The 16,054-nt window shown below is 72.2% G+C and carries 13 protein-coding genes; 7 read left to right on the top strand and 6 right to left on the bottom strand.

The features are described 5' to 3' along the window. Positions 1 to 12 precede the first annotated feature (12 nt). Together HDA43_RS23075 and HDA43_RS23070 are read left to right on the top strand one after the other, a co-directional pair. Positions 13 to 942: an ABC transporter substrate-binding protein gene (locus HDA43_RS23075; RefSeq protein WP_179825070.1), complete on the top strand. Its 930-nt coding sequence runs from the start codon at positions 13 to 15 to the stop codon at positions 940 to 942. 60 nt (positions 943 to 1,002) lie between these two features. After that, the gene (locus HDA43_RS23070) at positions 1,003 to 1,497 is read left to right on the top strand and encodes a flavin reductase family protein (protein ID WP_179825068.1); all 495 of its coding nucleotides are present in this window, start codon (positions 1,003 to 1,005) and stop codon (positions 1,495 to 1,497) included. An 18-nt stretch (positions 1,498 to 1,515) separates the two neighbouring features. Here the strand turns inward: HDA43_RS23070 and sppA are convergent, their stop codons facing one another. Together sppA and HDA43_RS23060 are read right to left on the bottom strand one after the other, a co-directional pair. Beyond that, on the bottom strand, positions 1,516 to 3,216 hold the full coding sequence (sppA, locus tag HDA43_RS23065; protein ID WP_179825066.1) for a signal peptide peptidase SppA: 1,701 nt from the start codon (positions 3,214 to 3,216) through the stop codon (positions 1,516 to 1,518). Between the two features lie 30 nt (positions 3,217 to 3,246). Continuing rightward, positions 3,247 to 5,358, bottom strand: a complete 2,112-nt coding sequence (locus tag HDA43_RS23060; protein ID WP_179825064.1) for a S8 family peptidase — start codon at positions 5,356 to 5,358, stop codon at positions 3,247 to 3,249. Between the two features lie 321 nt (positions 5,359 to 5,679). Here HDA43_RS23060 and HDA43_RS23055 point away from each other — a divergent pair, with 321 nt between their 5' ends. After that, positions 5,680 to 6,243, top strand: coding sequence for a MarR family winged helix-turn-helix transcriptional regulator (locus HDA43_RS23055; protein WP_179825062.1), 564 nt, complete (start codon positions 5,680 to 5,682; stop codon positions 6,241 to 6,243). Positions 6,244 to 6,417: 174 nt separating this feature from the next. Here the strand turns inward: HDA43_RS23055 and HDA43_RS23050 are convergent, their stop codons facing one another. The 3 genes from HDA43_RS23050 to HDA43_RS23040 form a co-directional block, all read right to left on the bottom strand. After that, positions 6,418 to 8,019, bottom strand: a complete 1,602-nt coding sequence (locus HDA43_RS23050; RefSeq protein WP_218912376.1) for a glycosyl hydrolase family 18 protein — start codon at positions 8,017 to 8,019, stop codon at positions 6,418 to 6,420. A gap of 247 nt (positions 8,020 to 8,266) precedes the next feature. Further along, positions 8,267 to 10,738 carry a 1,4-alpha-glucan branching protein GlgB gene (gene glgB, locus HDA43_RS23045; protein ID WP_179825060.1) on the bottom strand — a complete coding sequence of 824 codons (2,472 nt, stop codon included), beginning with the start codon at positions 10,736 to 10,738 and terminating at the stop codon, positions 8,267 to 8,269. Positions 10,739 to 11,096: 358 nt separating this feature from the next. Then, the gene (locus HDA43_RS23040) at positions 11,097 to 11,579 is read right to left on the bottom strand and encodes a MarR family winged helix-turn-helix transcriptional regulator (RefSeq protein WP_179825058.1); all 483 of its coding nucleotides are present in this window, start codon (positions 11,577 to 11,579) and stop codon (positions 11,097 to 11,099) included. 126 nt (positions 11,580 to 11,705) lie between these two features. Between HDA43_RS23040 and HDA43_RS23035 the strand changes: the two genes are divergently transcribed. The 4 genes from HDA43_RS23035 (at position 11,706) to HDA43_RS23020 (ending at position 14,728) form a co-directional block, all read left to right on the top strand. Further along, a complete protein-coding gene (locus HDA43_RS23035) occupies positions 11,706 to 12,266 on the top strand; it encodes a YceI family protein (protein ID WP_179825056.1) in 561 nt (186 codons plus the stop codon). A gap of 175 nt (positions 12,267 to 12,441) precedes the next feature. Beyond that, on the top strand, positions 12,442 to 13,209 hold the full coding sequence (locus HDA43_RS23030; RefSeq protein ID WP_179825054.1) for a pirin family protein: 768 nt from the start codon (positions 12,442 to 12,444) through the stop codon (positions 13,207 to 13,209). 171 nt (positions 13,210 to 13,380) lie between these two features. Then, positions 13,381 to 13,737, top strand: a complete 357-nt coding sequence (locus HDA43_RS23025) for a GNAT family N-acetyltransferase (RefSeq protein WP_179825049.1) — start codon at positions 13,381 to 13,383, stop codon at positions 13,735 to 13,737. A 1-nt stretch (position 13,738) separates the two neighbouring features. Next, positions 13,739 to 14,728 (top strand): pirin family protein, encoded by a 990-nt coding sequence (locus HDA43_RS23020; RefSeq protein WP_179825048.1) that lies wholly within the window; start codon positions 13,739 to 13,741, stop codon positions 14,726 to 14,728. Positions 14,729 to 14,746: 18 nt separating this feature from the next. Here HDA43_RS23020 and HDA43_RS23015 read toward each other — a convergent pair whose 3' ends face one another. After that, entirely contained in the window at positions 14,747 to 15,901 is a 1,155-nt protein-coding gene (locus HDA43_RS23015; protein ID WP_312873499.1) for a copper amine oxidase, read from the bottom strand. Between the last annotated feature and the right edge of the window lie 153 nt (positions 15,902 to 16,054).

Here is a 16,054-nt window from a genome sequence, read left to right as displayed (position 1 = left end):
GGGAAATGCACGATGAAGCGTCTGTTCGGCACCGCGGCGGTAATCCTGTCCGCGGCGCTCACACTTACCGCGTGCGGCGGGGGAGACCCCCTGACCAGCGCCTCCGCGAGCCCGGCCACCACCGGTTCCGGCTCGGGATCGGATTCCGGGGGCGGCAAGGCCGTCGTCGGCTCCTTCGACTTCCCCGAGAGCGTCCTGCTCGCCTCCATCTACGCCCAGGCGCTGGAGGCCAAGGGCGTCGCGGTCGAGGAGAAGCCCAACATCGGCAGCCGTGAGATCGTCTACGACCAGGTCAAGAGCGGCGGCCTGACCGTGCTCCCCGAGTACAACGGGGCGCTGCTGGCGTTCATCGACCCGAAGACCACGGCCGCGTCCAAGGACGAGGTCAACGACGAGCTGAAGGCCAAGCTCCCGGCCGAGGTGGAGATCCTCGACTCGGCCGCCGCCGAGGACAAGGACTCCCTCACGGTCACCAAGGAGAGCGCGACCAAGTACAAGCTCACCACGATCGAGGACCTCGCCAAGGTCTCCAAGCAGAACGCCGTCGGCGGCCCGCCCGAGTTCAAGAAGCGGCGCGAGGCCCAGTTCAAGGACGTCTACGGCCTGGAGTTCAAGGAGTGGAAGCCGACCGGCGCGACCACCGCCGACGCCGTCAAGAGCGGCACGGTCCTGACCGGCAACGTCTTCACGACCGACCCGAAGATCGTGCTCAACGACCTGGTCCCGCTGGAGGACCCCAAGAACGTCTTCAGCGCCCAGAACGTCACCCCGCTGGTCAACAAGGCGGCCGCGAACGACACGGTGCGGACCACGCTGAACGCGATCTCCGCCAAGCTCGACACCCAGACCCTCGTCGACATGATGAAGCGCGTCGCGGTGGACAAGGACGACGCCGCCGTGGTCGCCAAGGACTGGCTGACCAAGAACGGCCTGGCCTCCTGACCTCCATCCGGGCCCGGTCGCGTGGCGGCACCGGGCCCGGAGGTCCGGGATGATGACGGTATGAGCGAGTTCACCGAGGCCATGGCGGGGGTGGCGACCGCGGTGACGGTGGTCACCGTCAACGACGAACGCGACGACGTGGGCGGCACGGTCGGCACCTTCACGTCCGTCTCGCTCGACCCCGAGCTGGTGATGGTGAGCCTCGCGAACACCGGATACCTCAACGAGCTGCTGCTGCGCCGCGACCGCTGGGCGGCCAGTGTGCTGTCGGCCGGGCAGAAGGCGATCGCCAGCCGCTTCGCCACCCCGGGCCGTCCCGGCGCGCGGCTGCTGCTCGCCGGGACGCCGCACCACCGGGGCGAGCTGAGCGGGGCGCTCGTCGTGGAGGGCGGCGTGGCCGCGCTGGAGGCCGAGACGACGCACGTCGTCCCGGCCGGCGACCACACGCTCTACATCGCCCGGGTGCTGGGCGTGAGCTACGTCGAGCCGTCGCTCGCCCCGCTCGTACGGCTCCGCGGCCGCTACCGCCCCGCCGGCGGCCCGGACACCCGCTGACGCGCCGGGACCCGACGGCTAGCGGATCGTCCAGGAGCCGGGGAGCATGAGCGGGCCGTACGACGGCAGGCCCAGCTCGGCGGCGAGGTGGGAGATCGAACCCCACGACTCCAGCCGGACCCGGGACAGCGCGGCGGCCTTGTCCTCGCTCGACTCCGCCGGGCGCAGCCGCTCCAGCGGGCTCAGCCTGGGGTAGACCCGCACCGGGGCGTCGGCGGCGACACCCGCCTTCTTCCGCGCCAGGGCGAGGGCGTCCTCCAGGCCGCCGAGCTCGTCGACGAGCCCGTGCGCGTGGGCGTCCGCGCCGGTCCAGACCCGGCCCCTGGCCAGCTCGTGGACGCGCTCGCGCGGCAGGTCACGGCCCTCGGCGGCCTTGGCCACGAAGTCGTCGTAGACCCGGTCCAGCCAGGCGTTGACCCGCGCCCACTGGGCCTCGGAGAAGGCGTTCGTCGGGGAGAACATCCCGGCGTTGGCGCCCTCGCCGACCGTCTCGGAGGAGATGCCGATCTTCTCCAGCAGCCCGCCGATGACGGCCTTGCCGCCGAACACGCCGATGGAGCCGGTGAGCGTGCCCGGCTGGGCCACGATCGCGTCGGCGGCCATCGAGACCATGTAGCCGCCGGAGGCCGCGAGGTCGCCCATCGAGACCACGACCGGCTTGCCCGCCTTACGGGTCAGCACCACCTCGCGCCAGATGGCGTCGGAGGCGACGTAGGAGCCGCCGGGGCTGTCCACCCGGAACACGACGGCCTTGACGTGGTCGTCGTCGCGGGCCGCGCGCAGGGCCGCGCAGACGGTGTCGGAGCCCATCGCCCCGCCGCCGCCCAGCGGGCTGCGGCCGCTGCGGCCGAGCCGTACCGCGCCGTTGCCGTGGACCAGCGCGACGACGTCCTCGCCGGGGCGGGGCAGCTTCTTCGCGATCGGGCCGCGGGCGTAGCGGGCGACGTAGAGGAGCCGGGAGTCCTCACCGGCGGCCTTCTTGACCTCGTCGTAGACCTCGTCGCGGTAGGCCATCCGGTCCACCAGGCCCGCCTCGACGGCCTCGGCGCCGATGAACGGTCCCTGATCCACCAGCTCGCGGACCTTGGCGGGCTCCATCCCGCGGCCCTCGGCGATGCCCGCGACGACCTGCTCGGTGATCGACTCGGTGATCCGGCCCATCGACTCGCGGTGCGCCTCGGTCATGTGGTCCTGGGTGTAGGTGTTGGCCGCGGTCTTGTACTCGTGCCGCTGGCCGATCTGGTAGTCCACGCCGAGCTTGCCGAGCGCGCCCTTCAGGAAGCGCTGCTCGATCGCGACGCCGGTGAGCCCCACGTCGCCCGACGGCTGCAGGTAGACCCGCTCGAAGGCGGTGGCCAGGTAGTAGGGGACGGTGCCCGCGCCGAACTCGCCGAACGACTCGGCGAACGCGACCGTCAGCTTGCCCGCCTCGCGCAGCCGGGCCACGGCCTGGCGCAGCTCCTGCACCATCGCCAGTCCCAGCGGGCGGGTGCCGATCTTGACGACCAGGGCCTTGACCCGCGTGTCCGTCCGGGCGCGCTTGAGGCCGGACAGCACGTCGCTCAGCCGCGGCCTGCGCATGGACAGCACCGCGTTCAGCGGGTCGGCCGGGGGGCCGTCGAGCAGGCCCTCGGTGAGGTCGAGCTCAAGGACCAGCGGGGCGGTGCGCCGCTGCCGGAACCGGTCGACGGAATCGATGATCACCTTGGTCGCGTCCATGGCTAACACCCTAGGCGACCAAAAAGCTACTTATGCGATACGGAGGACATTCACCCCTTTCCGCAGCATCGAGGTGGACGAGGTGAGCGAGGCGCCGGTGAGCCGCCGCTTCTCCGCCGTGGCGATGACGCTCCCGACCGTGGCCTTCGCGCTCCCCGCGGATCCCGTACGGCCGGCCTTCGCGGTGAGGCCGGCCGCGCCGTGCGCCCAGTTCAGCCAGGCGGCCAGCAGTTCGCCGTCCAGCGCGGCCCGCGCCGTCCGCTTGGCCGGGCGCAGCACCCGGTAGGCCGTGCCGAGCGTGGAGGCGCGGGTGACCTCGGGGAAGACCGCGCTCGCCTTGGAGACGAGCCGCAGATAGCAGCCGAGCGTCCCGTCGCTCAGCACGCCCTTGCCCCGGGTCATCTCGACGGCCCACTGCGTCGCGGTCAGGCGCTTTCCTCCCCTGCCCCGGGTGCAGACGACGGGCGCGGGCGCCGGGGGACCGGGAGGCGCGGCGGTTACCGTGACGGTGACCGTCACCGTCGGCAGCGGGACGGGCTCCGGCTCGGCGGGCGCCGGGGTGTCCTCCGGGTTCGGGGCCGGGCCGGAGCTGGGGTCCGGGACGGGGGCGTCGTCCGGGCCGTCCCCCGCACCGTCCCCGGAGCCGTCGCCGGGCTCCTGGGTGGCCGGCGGGCCGGGCGCCCGGCCGGTCAGCGCGCCGTACACGTCGAGGCGCGGGGTGGTGACCCCGTCGTAGACGATCGGGCGGCCCGCCGCGGTCAGCCTGCCGACGAGCGCGTCGGGGGAGGCGTCGGCGGACTTCTGCGCCAGCGCCGCCAGCGCGCCGGTGACGTGCGGGGTCGCCATCGAGGTGCCGCTGTAGACCGCGGTGCCGCCGCCGGGCACCGCGGAGTCGATCTCAAGGCCCGGCGCGAAGAGGTCCAGTGTCGGGCCGTGGTTGGACCAGGAGGGCACCCGGTCGTCGTCGCCCACCGCGCCCACGGTCACCGCGCTGGAGACGCACGCGGGTGCGCCGCCGCCCGCCACGCCCTCGTTCCCCGCGGCGGCGACGGTGACGACGCCCCGGGCGCGCAGCGCGTCGATCCGCTGCTTCAGCGGGCCGATCTCCGGCTCGCCGTCGCACGGCCCCGAGTAGAAGCCGCCGCCGAGGCTGAGGTTCACCGCGACCAGACCGGGCCGGGAGGTGTCCTTCAGCCTGATGAGGTGGTCGAGGGCGAGCAGGATCGTGGACTCGTAGGCGCCCACGCACGCGTCCTCGGTCACGCACTCCTCGACGCCGTCGAACCGGCTGAAGACCTGGACCGCCACGACGTCGGCGCCCGGCGCGACGGCGTGCGCGATGCCCGCGACATGGGTGCCGTGGTCGCACAGGTTGACCGCGCCGCTCACGCACGCCGCCGTCTTCGCGTCGGCCGAGCCCGGGCCGGTCTGCGTGCCCTGCCCGTTGGGGCACAGGGACTTCGCGCCGCCGTCGGCCGCCGAGAAGCACGCCTCGTCCACGACCTTCCCGTTCAGCGCGGGGTGGCCGGCGTCGATCCCGGTGTCCACCACCGCGATCGTCCGGCCCTCGCCGGTCGCGCCCTCGGCGACGGCCCGGTCGGCCCCGATCAGCGCCAGCCCGGAGGACAACGAGGCGGCGGAGTAGGCGCGGTCACGCCGGACCGACACCACCCGGGGGTCGGCGGCCAGCGCCTCCAGGGACTCGCCCGTGCCCTCGACCACCAGAAAGGAGGTGTCCGGCGGCTGCAGCAGGACCTCGGTGCCGGGCAGCGTCCGCGCCTCGCCGGCCACCGGCGCGGCCTCGGCGGGCGCGGTCACCTCGACGATGACCCGGCCACCGTCCCCGCCGCCGTTTTCGCCGTCCTCACCGCCGAGCCCGGCCTCCAGCTTCGGCCGCTCCGCCGGTGGCGTCTCCTGTACGGCGGGCGGGCTCTGCGCGACCGGCGGATCCTGTGCGGCAGGCGTCCCCTCGGGCGGGGCCGTACCGGTGGCGGCCGGAGCCGGGACCGTACCGGTGGCGGCCGGAGCCGGGGCCGTGACGGCGGCCGGAGGCGGGACGGGCGGGGAGTCGGCGGCGAGCGCGGGCGCGGCCGGGGTGATGGTGAGCATGATCGCCATGGCCACGAGAGCGCGAAGTCGCACACGTCCTCCGGGGGATGAAACGGGCGATTCGGAGTCTAGGGAGCGTCTCGCCTCCGGTGAATACCTTCGCGGCGGATTTCCGGATCTTCTCAGGTCGCGTTCAGGAGCGGGCGGTCCCGGGCGTGGGGCGGCGTGGGAGGAGGCCCGGGTTGGGAACGGCACGGGGTCTCCGGACGTGAGATGCCGCGGGATTCCCGAGTGTGAGACGGCGCGGGGCCCCCGAGCGTGGGATGGCGCACCGGCCGGGGCAAGGGGCGGCGCGGTAGCCCGGGGCGTCCGGTTGATCATTTATGGAAGCATGTACTAATCTATTTTTTCATTATGAATGACGTACATAATTTCGAGGTCGATCCAGCCGGTTTCCACTACGACCCCCGGGTCAGGGCCACCATGGCCCGGTTCGTCACCGACGGCGGTGATCCGCTCACCTTCGAGGCGGCCGCGGCCGTCCGCACCGCCCACCGCGCCGTCGAGCGGATGCGCTCCCACGGCTCCGAGGGCCGGGGGCTCAGCGCGGGCGCGCTCGACGTGCTGATCCGCCTGGACGGCGAGGAGCGAGGGCTCAGCATCGGCGAGCTCGCCCGAGCCGCCGGGGTCAGCTCGCGCAACGTCACCGGGCTGGTGGACACGCTGGAACGCGACGGCCTGGTCCGCCGGGTCCCCGACGAGGCGGACCGGCGTTCGGTCCTCGCCGAGATCACGCCCGCCGGACGGGCCTGGCTGGACGCCTTCCGTAAGCCCACGCAGGCGGCCATGCGGGCGATGTTCCGCGGATTCACGCCCGAGGAGCTGGTCGTCTTCCGCGACCTCTGCCTGCGGCTGGCCGACAACCAGATCCGCCTCTCCGCCCACCTCCGCCGGAACGGACAGCGCGATGACCACTGACACTCCGGCCGGAACGGACGGCGCAATGACCACCGACACCCCGGAGCGGACCCGTCACGCCGTGCGGGGCTACCACGAGGCGCGCTTCCGCGGCGACGCGCGCGGCGGACCGGGCCCGGACATGGCTCGACCCCCCGCGGCCTTGAGCGCACGGAGGGCCGAGCGAGCGAAACTTTACCGGAGTCCGCCTGCCATGGCGCTGACGAGCTCACCGTTGGCGGTGTCGCCGCTGGTCTCCCAGAAGAACGCGCCGCCCAGACCCTGGTTCTTGGCGTAGGTCATCTTGCCGGCGATGGTGGCCGGGGTGTCGTAGCTCCACCACTGGCCGCCGCAGAAGCCGTAGGCGGTGCCGGCGACGGTGCCGGTGACCGGGCACTTGGTCTTGATGACCTTGTAGTCCTCGATGCCCGCCTCGTAGGTGCCGGGGGCGGCCCCGGTGGCGGTGCCGCCGGGTGCGGCCTGCGTCACACCGGTCCAGCCGCGGCCGTAGAAGCCGACGCCGAGCAGGAGCTTGGACGCCGGGACGCCCTTGGCCTTCAGCTTCTGGATCGCGGCGTCGGAGTTGAAGCCCTCCTTCGGGATGCCGGTGTAGGAGGTGAGGGGCGAGTGCGGGGCGGTCGGGCCCTTGGCGTCCCAGGCACCGAAGAAGTCGTAGGTCATCGGCATCAGCCAGTTCAGGCTCGCCGCCGCGCCCGCGTAGTCGGTGACGTCGAGCTTGCCGCCGGAGGAACCGTCGGCGGTGATCGCCGCGGTGACCAGCGCGCTGGAGCCGAACTTGGCGCGCACCGCGGAGACCACGTTCTTGAAGGCGTTCGGCCCGCTGGTGTCACAGGTCAGGCCGCAGGCGTTGGGGTACTCCCAGTCGATGTCGATGCCGTCGAAGACGTCGGCCCAGCGCGGGTCCTTCACCAGGTTGTAGCAGGACTCGGCGAACGCCGCGGGGTTGGCCGCGGCCTGGGTGAACCCGCCGGACCAGGTCCAGCCGCCGAACGACCACAGCACCTTGAGGTTCGGGTAGGCCTTCTTGAGCTTGCGGAGCTGGTTGAAGTTGCCGCGCAGCGGCTGGTCCCAGGTGTCGGCGACGCCGTCCACGCTCTGGTCGGCGGTGTAGGCCTTGTCGTAGTCGGCGTAGGAGTCGCCGATCGAGCACCGGCCGCCCGTGGTGTTGCCAAAGGCGTACAGGATGTGGGTCAGCTTCGCCGCGGTGCCGCTGGTGGCGAGGTTCTTCACGTGGTAGTTGCGGCCGTAGACGCCCCATTCGGTGAAGTAGCCGACGAGCTTCTTGCCGCCCGGGGTGCCGGGGTCGTCGGTCGGGGTGACCGTGGGGGTCGGGGTCGGAGTGACCGTGGGGGTCACGGTCGGCGTGGGGGAGGGTTCCGTGGGGCCGCCGCCGCAGGGGGCGCCGTTGAGCTTGCAGTTCAGCACGCCGGACAGCCCGCCCGGCGCGCCGTTGAAGCCGAAGCTCACCGAGGCGCCCGCGGCCAGGGCGCCGTTCCACGGCTTGTTGGCGAAGGTGTAGTGGTTGCCGCTCTTGGTCATGTCGGCGTCCCACGCCGAGGAGACCGAGTTGGCGGCCGGCAGGTCGAACTCGACCTTCCAGCTCGTCAGGGGGCTCGTACCCGCCTTGACGGTGACCTTGCCCTCGAAACCGGTGCCCCAGTCCGAGGCGGTCACGTAGGTGGCGGTGGCCGGGGTGGCGGCCGTCGCGGTGCCGATCCCGACGGGGACTAACAGCGCTGCCGCAGCGATGAAGGAGCCGATGGTGATTCTTCGCAAGGGTCACTCCAGGTCAGAGAGTTCCTAGCCCCCGTAAATATAGGAAAGTTTCCTATTGATTAACCGAGCGTAGGTTCCCGTTGTCCCGGGGTCAATGCCTTGTTCGCGGCCGTGTGACCGGCTGCGGCCCGCCGGGGCGGCCCGGAAACGGCGAACGGGCCGGCCACAACGCGTGTGACCGGCCCGTTCGCGGCGCGGCGCGGCGGCCGGGGCCGCCGTAGGGCGGTGAAAAGACAGTCGGAAAAACTTACCGGCCGCTGTCGGAGCGGCCGGAGCCGCCCGAGCCCGGGACCCCTTCCGACGGCTCGGTGGCCATGCCCTCGCCGCCCCCGGTGACCGCCACGGTCTCCGACGCCGCCGACTCCACGACGGTCGCCGAAGCCACCGGCCCCACAACGGTCTCCGGCGCCGCCGACTCCACGACGGTCTCCGTCACCATCGGCTCCGCGTCCGGGGGCGGGACGTCGCCGGCGCCCTCCTCGGCCAGGACCTCCTCGGCCACCTCCTCCACCACGGCCGCCGCCGCGGTCAGCGCGGCCGCGGCCTCGGTGGCCGGGTCCTCGACGCGCTCCCCGGCGTGCCGGAGCCAGACGGCGCCCAGCGGCGGGACGCGCAGCCGGGCGGAGTGCGGCTGGCCGTGCCAGGACTCCTCGACCGCCTCCACCGTGCCGAAGTTCCCCACGCCGCTGCCCGCGTAGTCGTAGGCGTCGGTGTTGAGCACCTCCTCCCACGCGCCTCCCCACGGCAGGCCGAGGCGGTAGTCCTCGTGCGGCGCGCCGGAGAAGTTGACCACGCAGGCGACGGCCGAGCCGTCGGGCGCCAGGCGCAGGAACGACAGCACGTTGCCCTGCGCGTCGTCGGCGTCGATCCAGCGGAAGCCGTCCGGGGAGATGTCCTGCGTCCACAGCGCCGGGGTCTCCCGGTAGACGCGGTTCAGGTCGCGCACCAGCCGCTGCACGCCCCGGTGCAGGTCGAAGTCGAGCACCCACCAGTCGAGCCCGCGCGTCTCCGACCACTCCGAGCCCTGGCCGAACTCCCCGCCCATGAACAGCAACTGCTTGCCGGGGTGGGCCCACATGTAGGCGAACAGCGCGCGCAGGTTGGCGAACCGCTGCCACTCGTCGCCGGGCATCTTGCCGAGCAGCGATCCCTTGCCGTGGACCACCTCGTCGTGCGACAGCGGCAGCACGAAGTTCTCCGAGTAGGCGTACATCAGGGAGAACGTCATCTGGTGGTGGTGGTACTGCCGGAAGACCGGCTCGTGCGCCAGGTAGGCGAGGCTGTCGTGCATCCAGCCCATGTTCCACTTGAACCCGAACCCGAGGCCGCCCAGGTGCGCCGGCCGCGAGACGCCGGGCCAGGCCGTCGACTCCTCGGCGACGGTGACGATCCCCGGCTGGTCGCGGTAGACGACCGCGTTCATCTCCTTGAGGAACTCCACCGCGTCGAGGTTCTCCCGCCCGCCGTACTGGTTGGGCGTCCACTCGCCCTCGCGTCGCGAGTAGTCGAGGTAGAGCATGGAGGCGACCGCGTCCACCCGCAGCCCGTCGATGTGGAACTCGCGCAGCCAGTACAGCGCGTTGGCGACCAGGAAGTTGCGCACCTCCCGGCGGCCGAAGTCGAAGACGTAGGTGCCCCAGTCGGGGTGCTCGCCCCTGCGCGGGTCGCCGTGCTCGTACAGCGGCGTCCCGTCGAACCGCGCCAGCGCCCACTCGTCCTTCGGGAAGTGCGCGGGCACCCAGTCGACCAGGACCCCGATGCCCGCCCGGTGCAGGCTGTCGACCAGGTGGCGGAACTCGTCGGGCGTGCCGAACCGGGAGGTCGGCGCGTAGTAGGACGTCACCTGGTAGCCCCACGAGCCGCCGAACGGGTGCTCGGCCACCGGCATGAACTCCACGTGCGTGAAGCCCATGTCCACCACGTAATCGACCAGCTCGGTGGCCAGCTCCCGGTAGGACAGGCCCGGCCGCCACGACCCGAGGTGCACCTCGTAGACGCTCATCGGCTCCTTCACCGCGACGCGCTCGGCCCGGCGGCGCATCCACTCGGCGTCCTGCCACTCGTGGCACGAGGCGTCGACCACCGAGGCCGTCGCGGGCGGCACCTCCGTGCGCCGGGCCATCGGGTCGGCCTTGGCCCGCCAGACGCTGTCGGCGCCCAGGACGGAGAACTTGTACCGCTCGCCCTCTTCCAGGCCCGGGACGAACAGCTCCCACACCCCCGAGGAGCCCAGCGACCGCATCGGGTGGCCCGAGCCGTCCCAGTGGTTGAAGTCGCCGATCACCCGGACGCCCCGCGCGTTCGGCGCCCACACGGCGAAGGCCACGCCGTCGGTGTCCTCGTGCCGCATCACCCGGGCGCCGAGCACCTCCCACAGCCGTTCGTGGCGCCCCTCGCCGATCAGGTGCAGATCCACCTCGCCCAGCGTGGGCCAGTGCCGGTAGGGATCGGACATCTCGTACGGCTCGGCCCCGGCGTAGGAGACCCGGAACCGGTAGTCCGGGACCTTGTCCAGCCCGGGGATCATCACCTCGAAGACCCCGTACGCCACGTGCTCCATGTCGTGGACCTGGTCGTCCAGCACGAGCTGGACCTTCTGCGCCAGGGGACGCAGTGCCCGGACCGTCACGCCTTTCGGCCCGGGATGCGCCCCGAGGATCGAATGCGGGTCGTGGTGTGCCCCTCCCGCCAGGCGGTTCAGGTCCAGGTGCGCGTTCATGGATCACTCCCGTAACTCGGTGTCCCCTACCCTGCCCTCCCCGGGCACCTCAACCCATGCCCGTGTCCGCTATCACCATGCGTGCCATGAAAACGTAGGAGACGCAGGCGGGGAAATCCGTTCGTCCGTTGCCGGCTGCCCACTGCCTGGTCGTAGCGTCCCACCCGGCGGACGCCACCTGCAAAACCCGCCGCGCCCTTCCCGACGTCCACCGCGTACTTCCCGGTTTTCCGCCGCGCACTTCGCCATGTCGGCCGTCCGGAGGGCGACGCCACCGAGGTACGGCCGCCGCTGGAAGGTACGGCCGGCGACGCCACCGAGGTACGGTCGGCGCCGCCGGGGGGTACGGCCGGCGCCCTCAGGCGGGGTCGGAGCAGTCACCGGCCGCGGTCTCGATCCTGGCCGTCACCTGGGTCGACAGCCGTTCGAGCGCGGCGACCTGCTCGGGGGTGAGCCCTTCGAAGAACAGGCTCCGGACCGCCTCGACGTGCCCGGGGGCCGCGGCGGTGATGGCCTCGCGGCCGGCGTCGGTGAGCACGACGAACGCCCCCCGGCCGTCCTCGGGGCACTCCTCGCGGCTGATCAGGCCGCGGCGCTGCATCCGGGTCAGGTGGTGCGACAGGCGGCTCTGCTCCCACTGCAGCTCGCGCTGGAGCTCGAAGGGACGCAGCCGCCCGTCCGGGGTGTCGGTGAGCTCGACGAGCACTCCGTAGTCGGCCAGGGAGAGGCCGGAGTCGGCCTGCAACTGCCGGTTGAGCAGGGCGGTCAGCTGCCCGTGCATCCGTATGTACGCCCGCCAGGCGCGCTGCTCCTCCTCGCGGAGCCATCTGGGGCTTTCCATGCCTCCCACCCTACCCAAGTGGATGACACGTCATCGGAATTGCGGAATGAATGACGTGTCATGTACGTTGTGGGCGTGTGAATGACACGTCATCCAACCGGATGGCAGATCGCGAAGGAGAGCGTCATGACCGTCACCGCCACCGAGTTCGCCAAGCTCACCGGCACCTACACCATCGACCCGGCCCACACCCGCATCGGGTTCGTCGCCCGGCACGCGATGGTGACGAAGGTCCGCGGCGCGTTCAACGAGTTCGAGGGCACCGCCGTCATCAACGGCGACGACCCGGCCGCCTCGTCCGCCAGGGTCGTCATCAAGGCCGCCAGCATCGACACCCGCAACGCCCAGCGCGACGAGCACCTGCGCGGCAACGACTTCCTGGCCATGGACGACCACCCGGAGATCACCTTCGTCTCCACCGCCGTCCGCCAGACCGGCGAGACCGAGTTCGACCTGACCGGCGACCTCACCATCAAGGGCGTCACCAACCAGGTGACGATCCCCTTCACCTACGAGGGCACGGCGGCCGACCCGTTCGGCAACCTGCGCGTCGGCTTCGAGGGCTCCGTGACGATCAACCGCAAGGACTACGGCGTCACCTGGAACGCCGCCCTGGAGACCGGCGGCGTGCTGGTCGGCGAGAAGATCGTCCTGGAGTTCGAGGTCTCCGCGATCAAGAACGCCTGACGACCCGGCGCCCCGGAGCACCCCCCGCCGCCCGCCGTACCCCGGCAGGCCGTCCGGGACCGGTGAACTCCGTGACGCCCGGCGTACGGGTGCCCCGGAGAACCGTACGGCGCCCGCCGTATCCCACCGAATCGTCCGAGATCAGCAGCACACTCCGTCCCGGAAAGGGGAAACCATGACCACCACCCTGCCCACCCCGGCCGTGGACATCCGCCGCGCCGATGAGCGGTTCGCCACCAAGATCGGCTGGCTGGACTCCAAGCACTCGTTCTCCTTCGGCGGCCACTACGACGACGCCAACACCCACCACGGGGTGCTGCTGGTCAACAACGACGACATCGTGCGCCCGGGCACCGGGTTCGACACCCACCCGCACCGCGACATGGAGATCGTCACCTGGGTGCTGCGCGGCTCCCTCGTCCACCAGGACTCCGAGGGGCACAACGGCGTCATCTACCCGGGGCTGGCCCAGCGGATGAGCGCGGGCACCGGCATCCTGCACTCGGAGAAGAACGACTCCTGGCGGATCTCCGGTGACGTCCACGACGAGCCGGTGCACTTCGTGCAGATGTGGGTGGTGCCCGACGAGCCCGGCATCGTCCCCGGCTACGAGCAGCTGGAGATCGAGAGCGAGCTGCTGGCCGGCGGCCTGGTGCCGGTCGCCTCGGGCATGCCCGAGCACGACGGCGCCTCGGCCATCCGCATCAAGAACCGCTACGCCGCCCTGCACGCCGCCCGCCTGGAGCCCGGCCGGAGCGTGGAGCTCCCCGAGGCGCCGTTCCTGCACCTGTTCGTGCCCAGGGGCACGGTCACCCTTGAGGGCGCCGGCACCCTCGGCGAGGGCGACGCCGTCCGCTTCACCGCGACCGGCGGGCAGCGGGTCACGGCCGTGGAGCCCGCGGAGATCCTGGTGTGGGAGATGCACGCGGCCCTCGCCGCCTGAGCCTCCTGGGTGCCCGAGCCGCCGGGCACCTGAGTCGCCGGGCGCCTGAGCCGCCGGAACGACCGGACCCGGGGCCGCCGGCCCCGATCCGGCCGGTCCCGGATCGCGGCGCGCGGGACGGAGCGAGATGATGAGCGAACACCGAGCAGGAGAGCCGTGAACATCGTGAACATGGAGCAGACAGAGCCACGTGTCGTCGACAACCCCGAGGCGAGCCGCTTCGAGGTCGTCGTGGACGGGGAGGTCGCCGGGTTCGCCGAGTACCGGCGGGCCGGGGACAGGCGGTCCTTCACCCACACGGAGGTGGACCCGCGCTTCGAAGGGCGCGGCCTGGGCTCGATCCTGGTGCGCGGCGCCCTCGACGCCACCCGCGCCGCCGGGCTGTCGGTGCTGCCGTTCTGCCCCTTCGTCCGCCGCTACATCGAGCGCCACCCGGACTATCTGGACCTCGTGCCCGGAAACCAGCGGGCCCGTTTCGGCCTCCCCGCCGGCGAATCCGACCCCACAGCCGGAAGAACCGGAGCCTGAGATGAGCGATCCCGGTCGAGACGCGGACCAGGCGGTGTACGGCTGCGCGGTCGCCGAGGTGCCCGAGCCGGAGAGCGTCCTCCTCCCCGGGCACGATGTGCCGCTGGGCCGCTACACCACGGTGCGGCGGCTGCTGCCGCAGCGTCCGCGCCGCATGGTGGGCGCCTGGTGCTTCGTCGACCACTTCGGCCCGGACGACGTCGCCGGCCGGCCCGGCATGCAGATCGCGCCGCACCCGCACACCGGCCTGCAGACCGTCACCTGGCTGGTCGAGGGCGAGATCATGCACCGTGACAGCCTCGGCAGCGCCCAGCCGATCACACCGGGACAGCTCAACCTGATGACGGCGGGCCACGGCATCGCCCACTCCGAGCAGTCGCCGCCGGACCACCCGCCGGTCATGCACGGGCTTCAGTTGTGGATCGCGCTGCCGGAGGACGCCCGCCACGGCGAGGCCCGCTTCGAGCACCACCCCGCCCTGCCGACGCTGCGCGACGGAGACGCGACCGTCACCGTCGTGGCGGGCGAACTGGGCGGTGTACGGTCACCCGCGCGGGTGCACAGCCCGCTGGTCGGCGCGGAGGTGCTGCTGCCCACCGGCGGACGGCACCGGCTCCCGCTGGACCCGGCGTTCGAGAACGCCGTCCTGGTCATGTCCGGCGCCGCGACCGTCGCCGGCACGGCCCTGGAGCCCGGCTCGCTGCTCTATCTCGGGCGGGGCCGCTCCGAGGTCTCCATCGAGGCGGCCGAGACCGCGGGGGAGACCAGGCTGTTCCTGCTCGGCGGTGAGCCGTTCGAGGAGCCGCTGGTGATGTGGTGGAACTTCGTGGGACGCACCCACGAGGAGATCGTCCGGGCCCGCGACGAGTGGATGCGGGGCGACCGCCGCTTCGGCACGGTGGACGGCTGCGACGAAGATCCGCTCCCGGCGCCCGTGATGCCCACCGTCCGGCTCAAGGCCCGAGACCGCCACGGCCGCACCGTCGGCTGACGTCCCGGGCCATGGGGTTCAGTAGGGGTTCTTGGCCGTCACGTCGCGAGGTGTGATGCGGAACCCCTGCCAGTGGGTCGGCATGGTGTCGCCGTCCTCGTCACGGGCGACGTGGTGGAAGTCGACGTTGACCCAGACCACCGGGTCGGTGATCCGCTCTCCGTTGACGTAGCGGTCCACGGACGTGGCGCAGCCGGGCGAGGGGTTGGTGGTCGCCAGTCGCTCGCAGGCGCGGTACTGGGTCACGTAGATGTCGGCCTGGGTGAACTTCTCGTTCGCCGGGCCGCGGTACTGGGAGCTCTCGGAGTTGTTGATCTCCCAGGAGACGGGGTGCCCGTCGGCGTTGCGGACCCGGGGATCGACCACGCGCCACCAGCGCATCGGGCTGTTGACGGCCTTGCCCTCCCGGGTGAACGTGGTGTGGGAGATCTTCCGCTTGGCCGTGCCGGACCCGGAGAAGTCGTACTGCTCGACGACGTCGTCCTGCTTGCCCTGGATGTCGAAGTCGAGGCGCCAGAAGATGTTGTGGCTGTGGCTCTCCTCGAACGTCGCGCGGCCCACCCCGATGGGCCAGCCGTGCTCGGGGGTGGTGGTGAACCCCGACAGCGAGCCGGTCGCGCCCACCCGGGGGGTGATCGCGCCGTCGTCGGAGAAGCCCCACTCGACGAGGTAGGTGTACCAGCCGACCTGGAAGGCGGAGAACACCACCAGCTCGCGCCCCTGGGCCGTCCTGGCCGGCTCGCCGTCGCCGCCCTTCAGGTAGGCGTGGCCACGCGGCCGGGTCGTCACGCAGACGAACTGCCCGCGCCGCGCGCCGCCGGGGCAGTCGACGGCCTGCAACGGGATGGCGGTGGCGCCGAGGGCGCCGATGTCGTGGTAGCGCGGGGTGCCGCTGTCGTAGGGCACGTGGATCTGGGCCAGCGCGGCGGTGCGCAGCACGCTGACCGCCCGGCTGCCCCTGGGGGTGTAGGCGACCTTGGTCAGCGTCAGCCCCTCGACGTTGCGCATCTCCCAGCACATCTGCCAGCGCGCGCCGTTCGGCATGGCCTGATCGATCCGGTACGGCGTGCCGCACGGCGCGGCCGGCGCCTGCGGGGCGGCCGCCGCCTGCGCGCCGGTCCGCCATCCGGCGCCGGGAAGCAGCGCGAGGGGGAGCAGGAGCGCCCCGAGCACGCCGGACCGGAACGCCCGCCGGGACGGGACCCGCGGCTTCCACCGGAGTGGTGACCCGGTCGCCGCACGGGTGAGAAACCGGGTCGCCGCGCGGGGGAGAAGCCGGGGTGCCGAACGGGTGAGGACACGGGGGAGGGCCGGGGGGAGGGGCAC

The sequence above is a fragment of the Streptosporangium sandarakinum genome, from assembly GCF_013409935.1.
Lineage (GTDB): Bacteria > Actinomycetota > Actinomycetes > Streptosporangiales > Streptosporangiaceae > Streptosporangium > Streptosporangium nondiastaticum.
The sequence above is the reverse complement of the archived record's forward strand: the minus strand, read 5'-3'. Positions and strand labels throughout refer to the sequence as shown.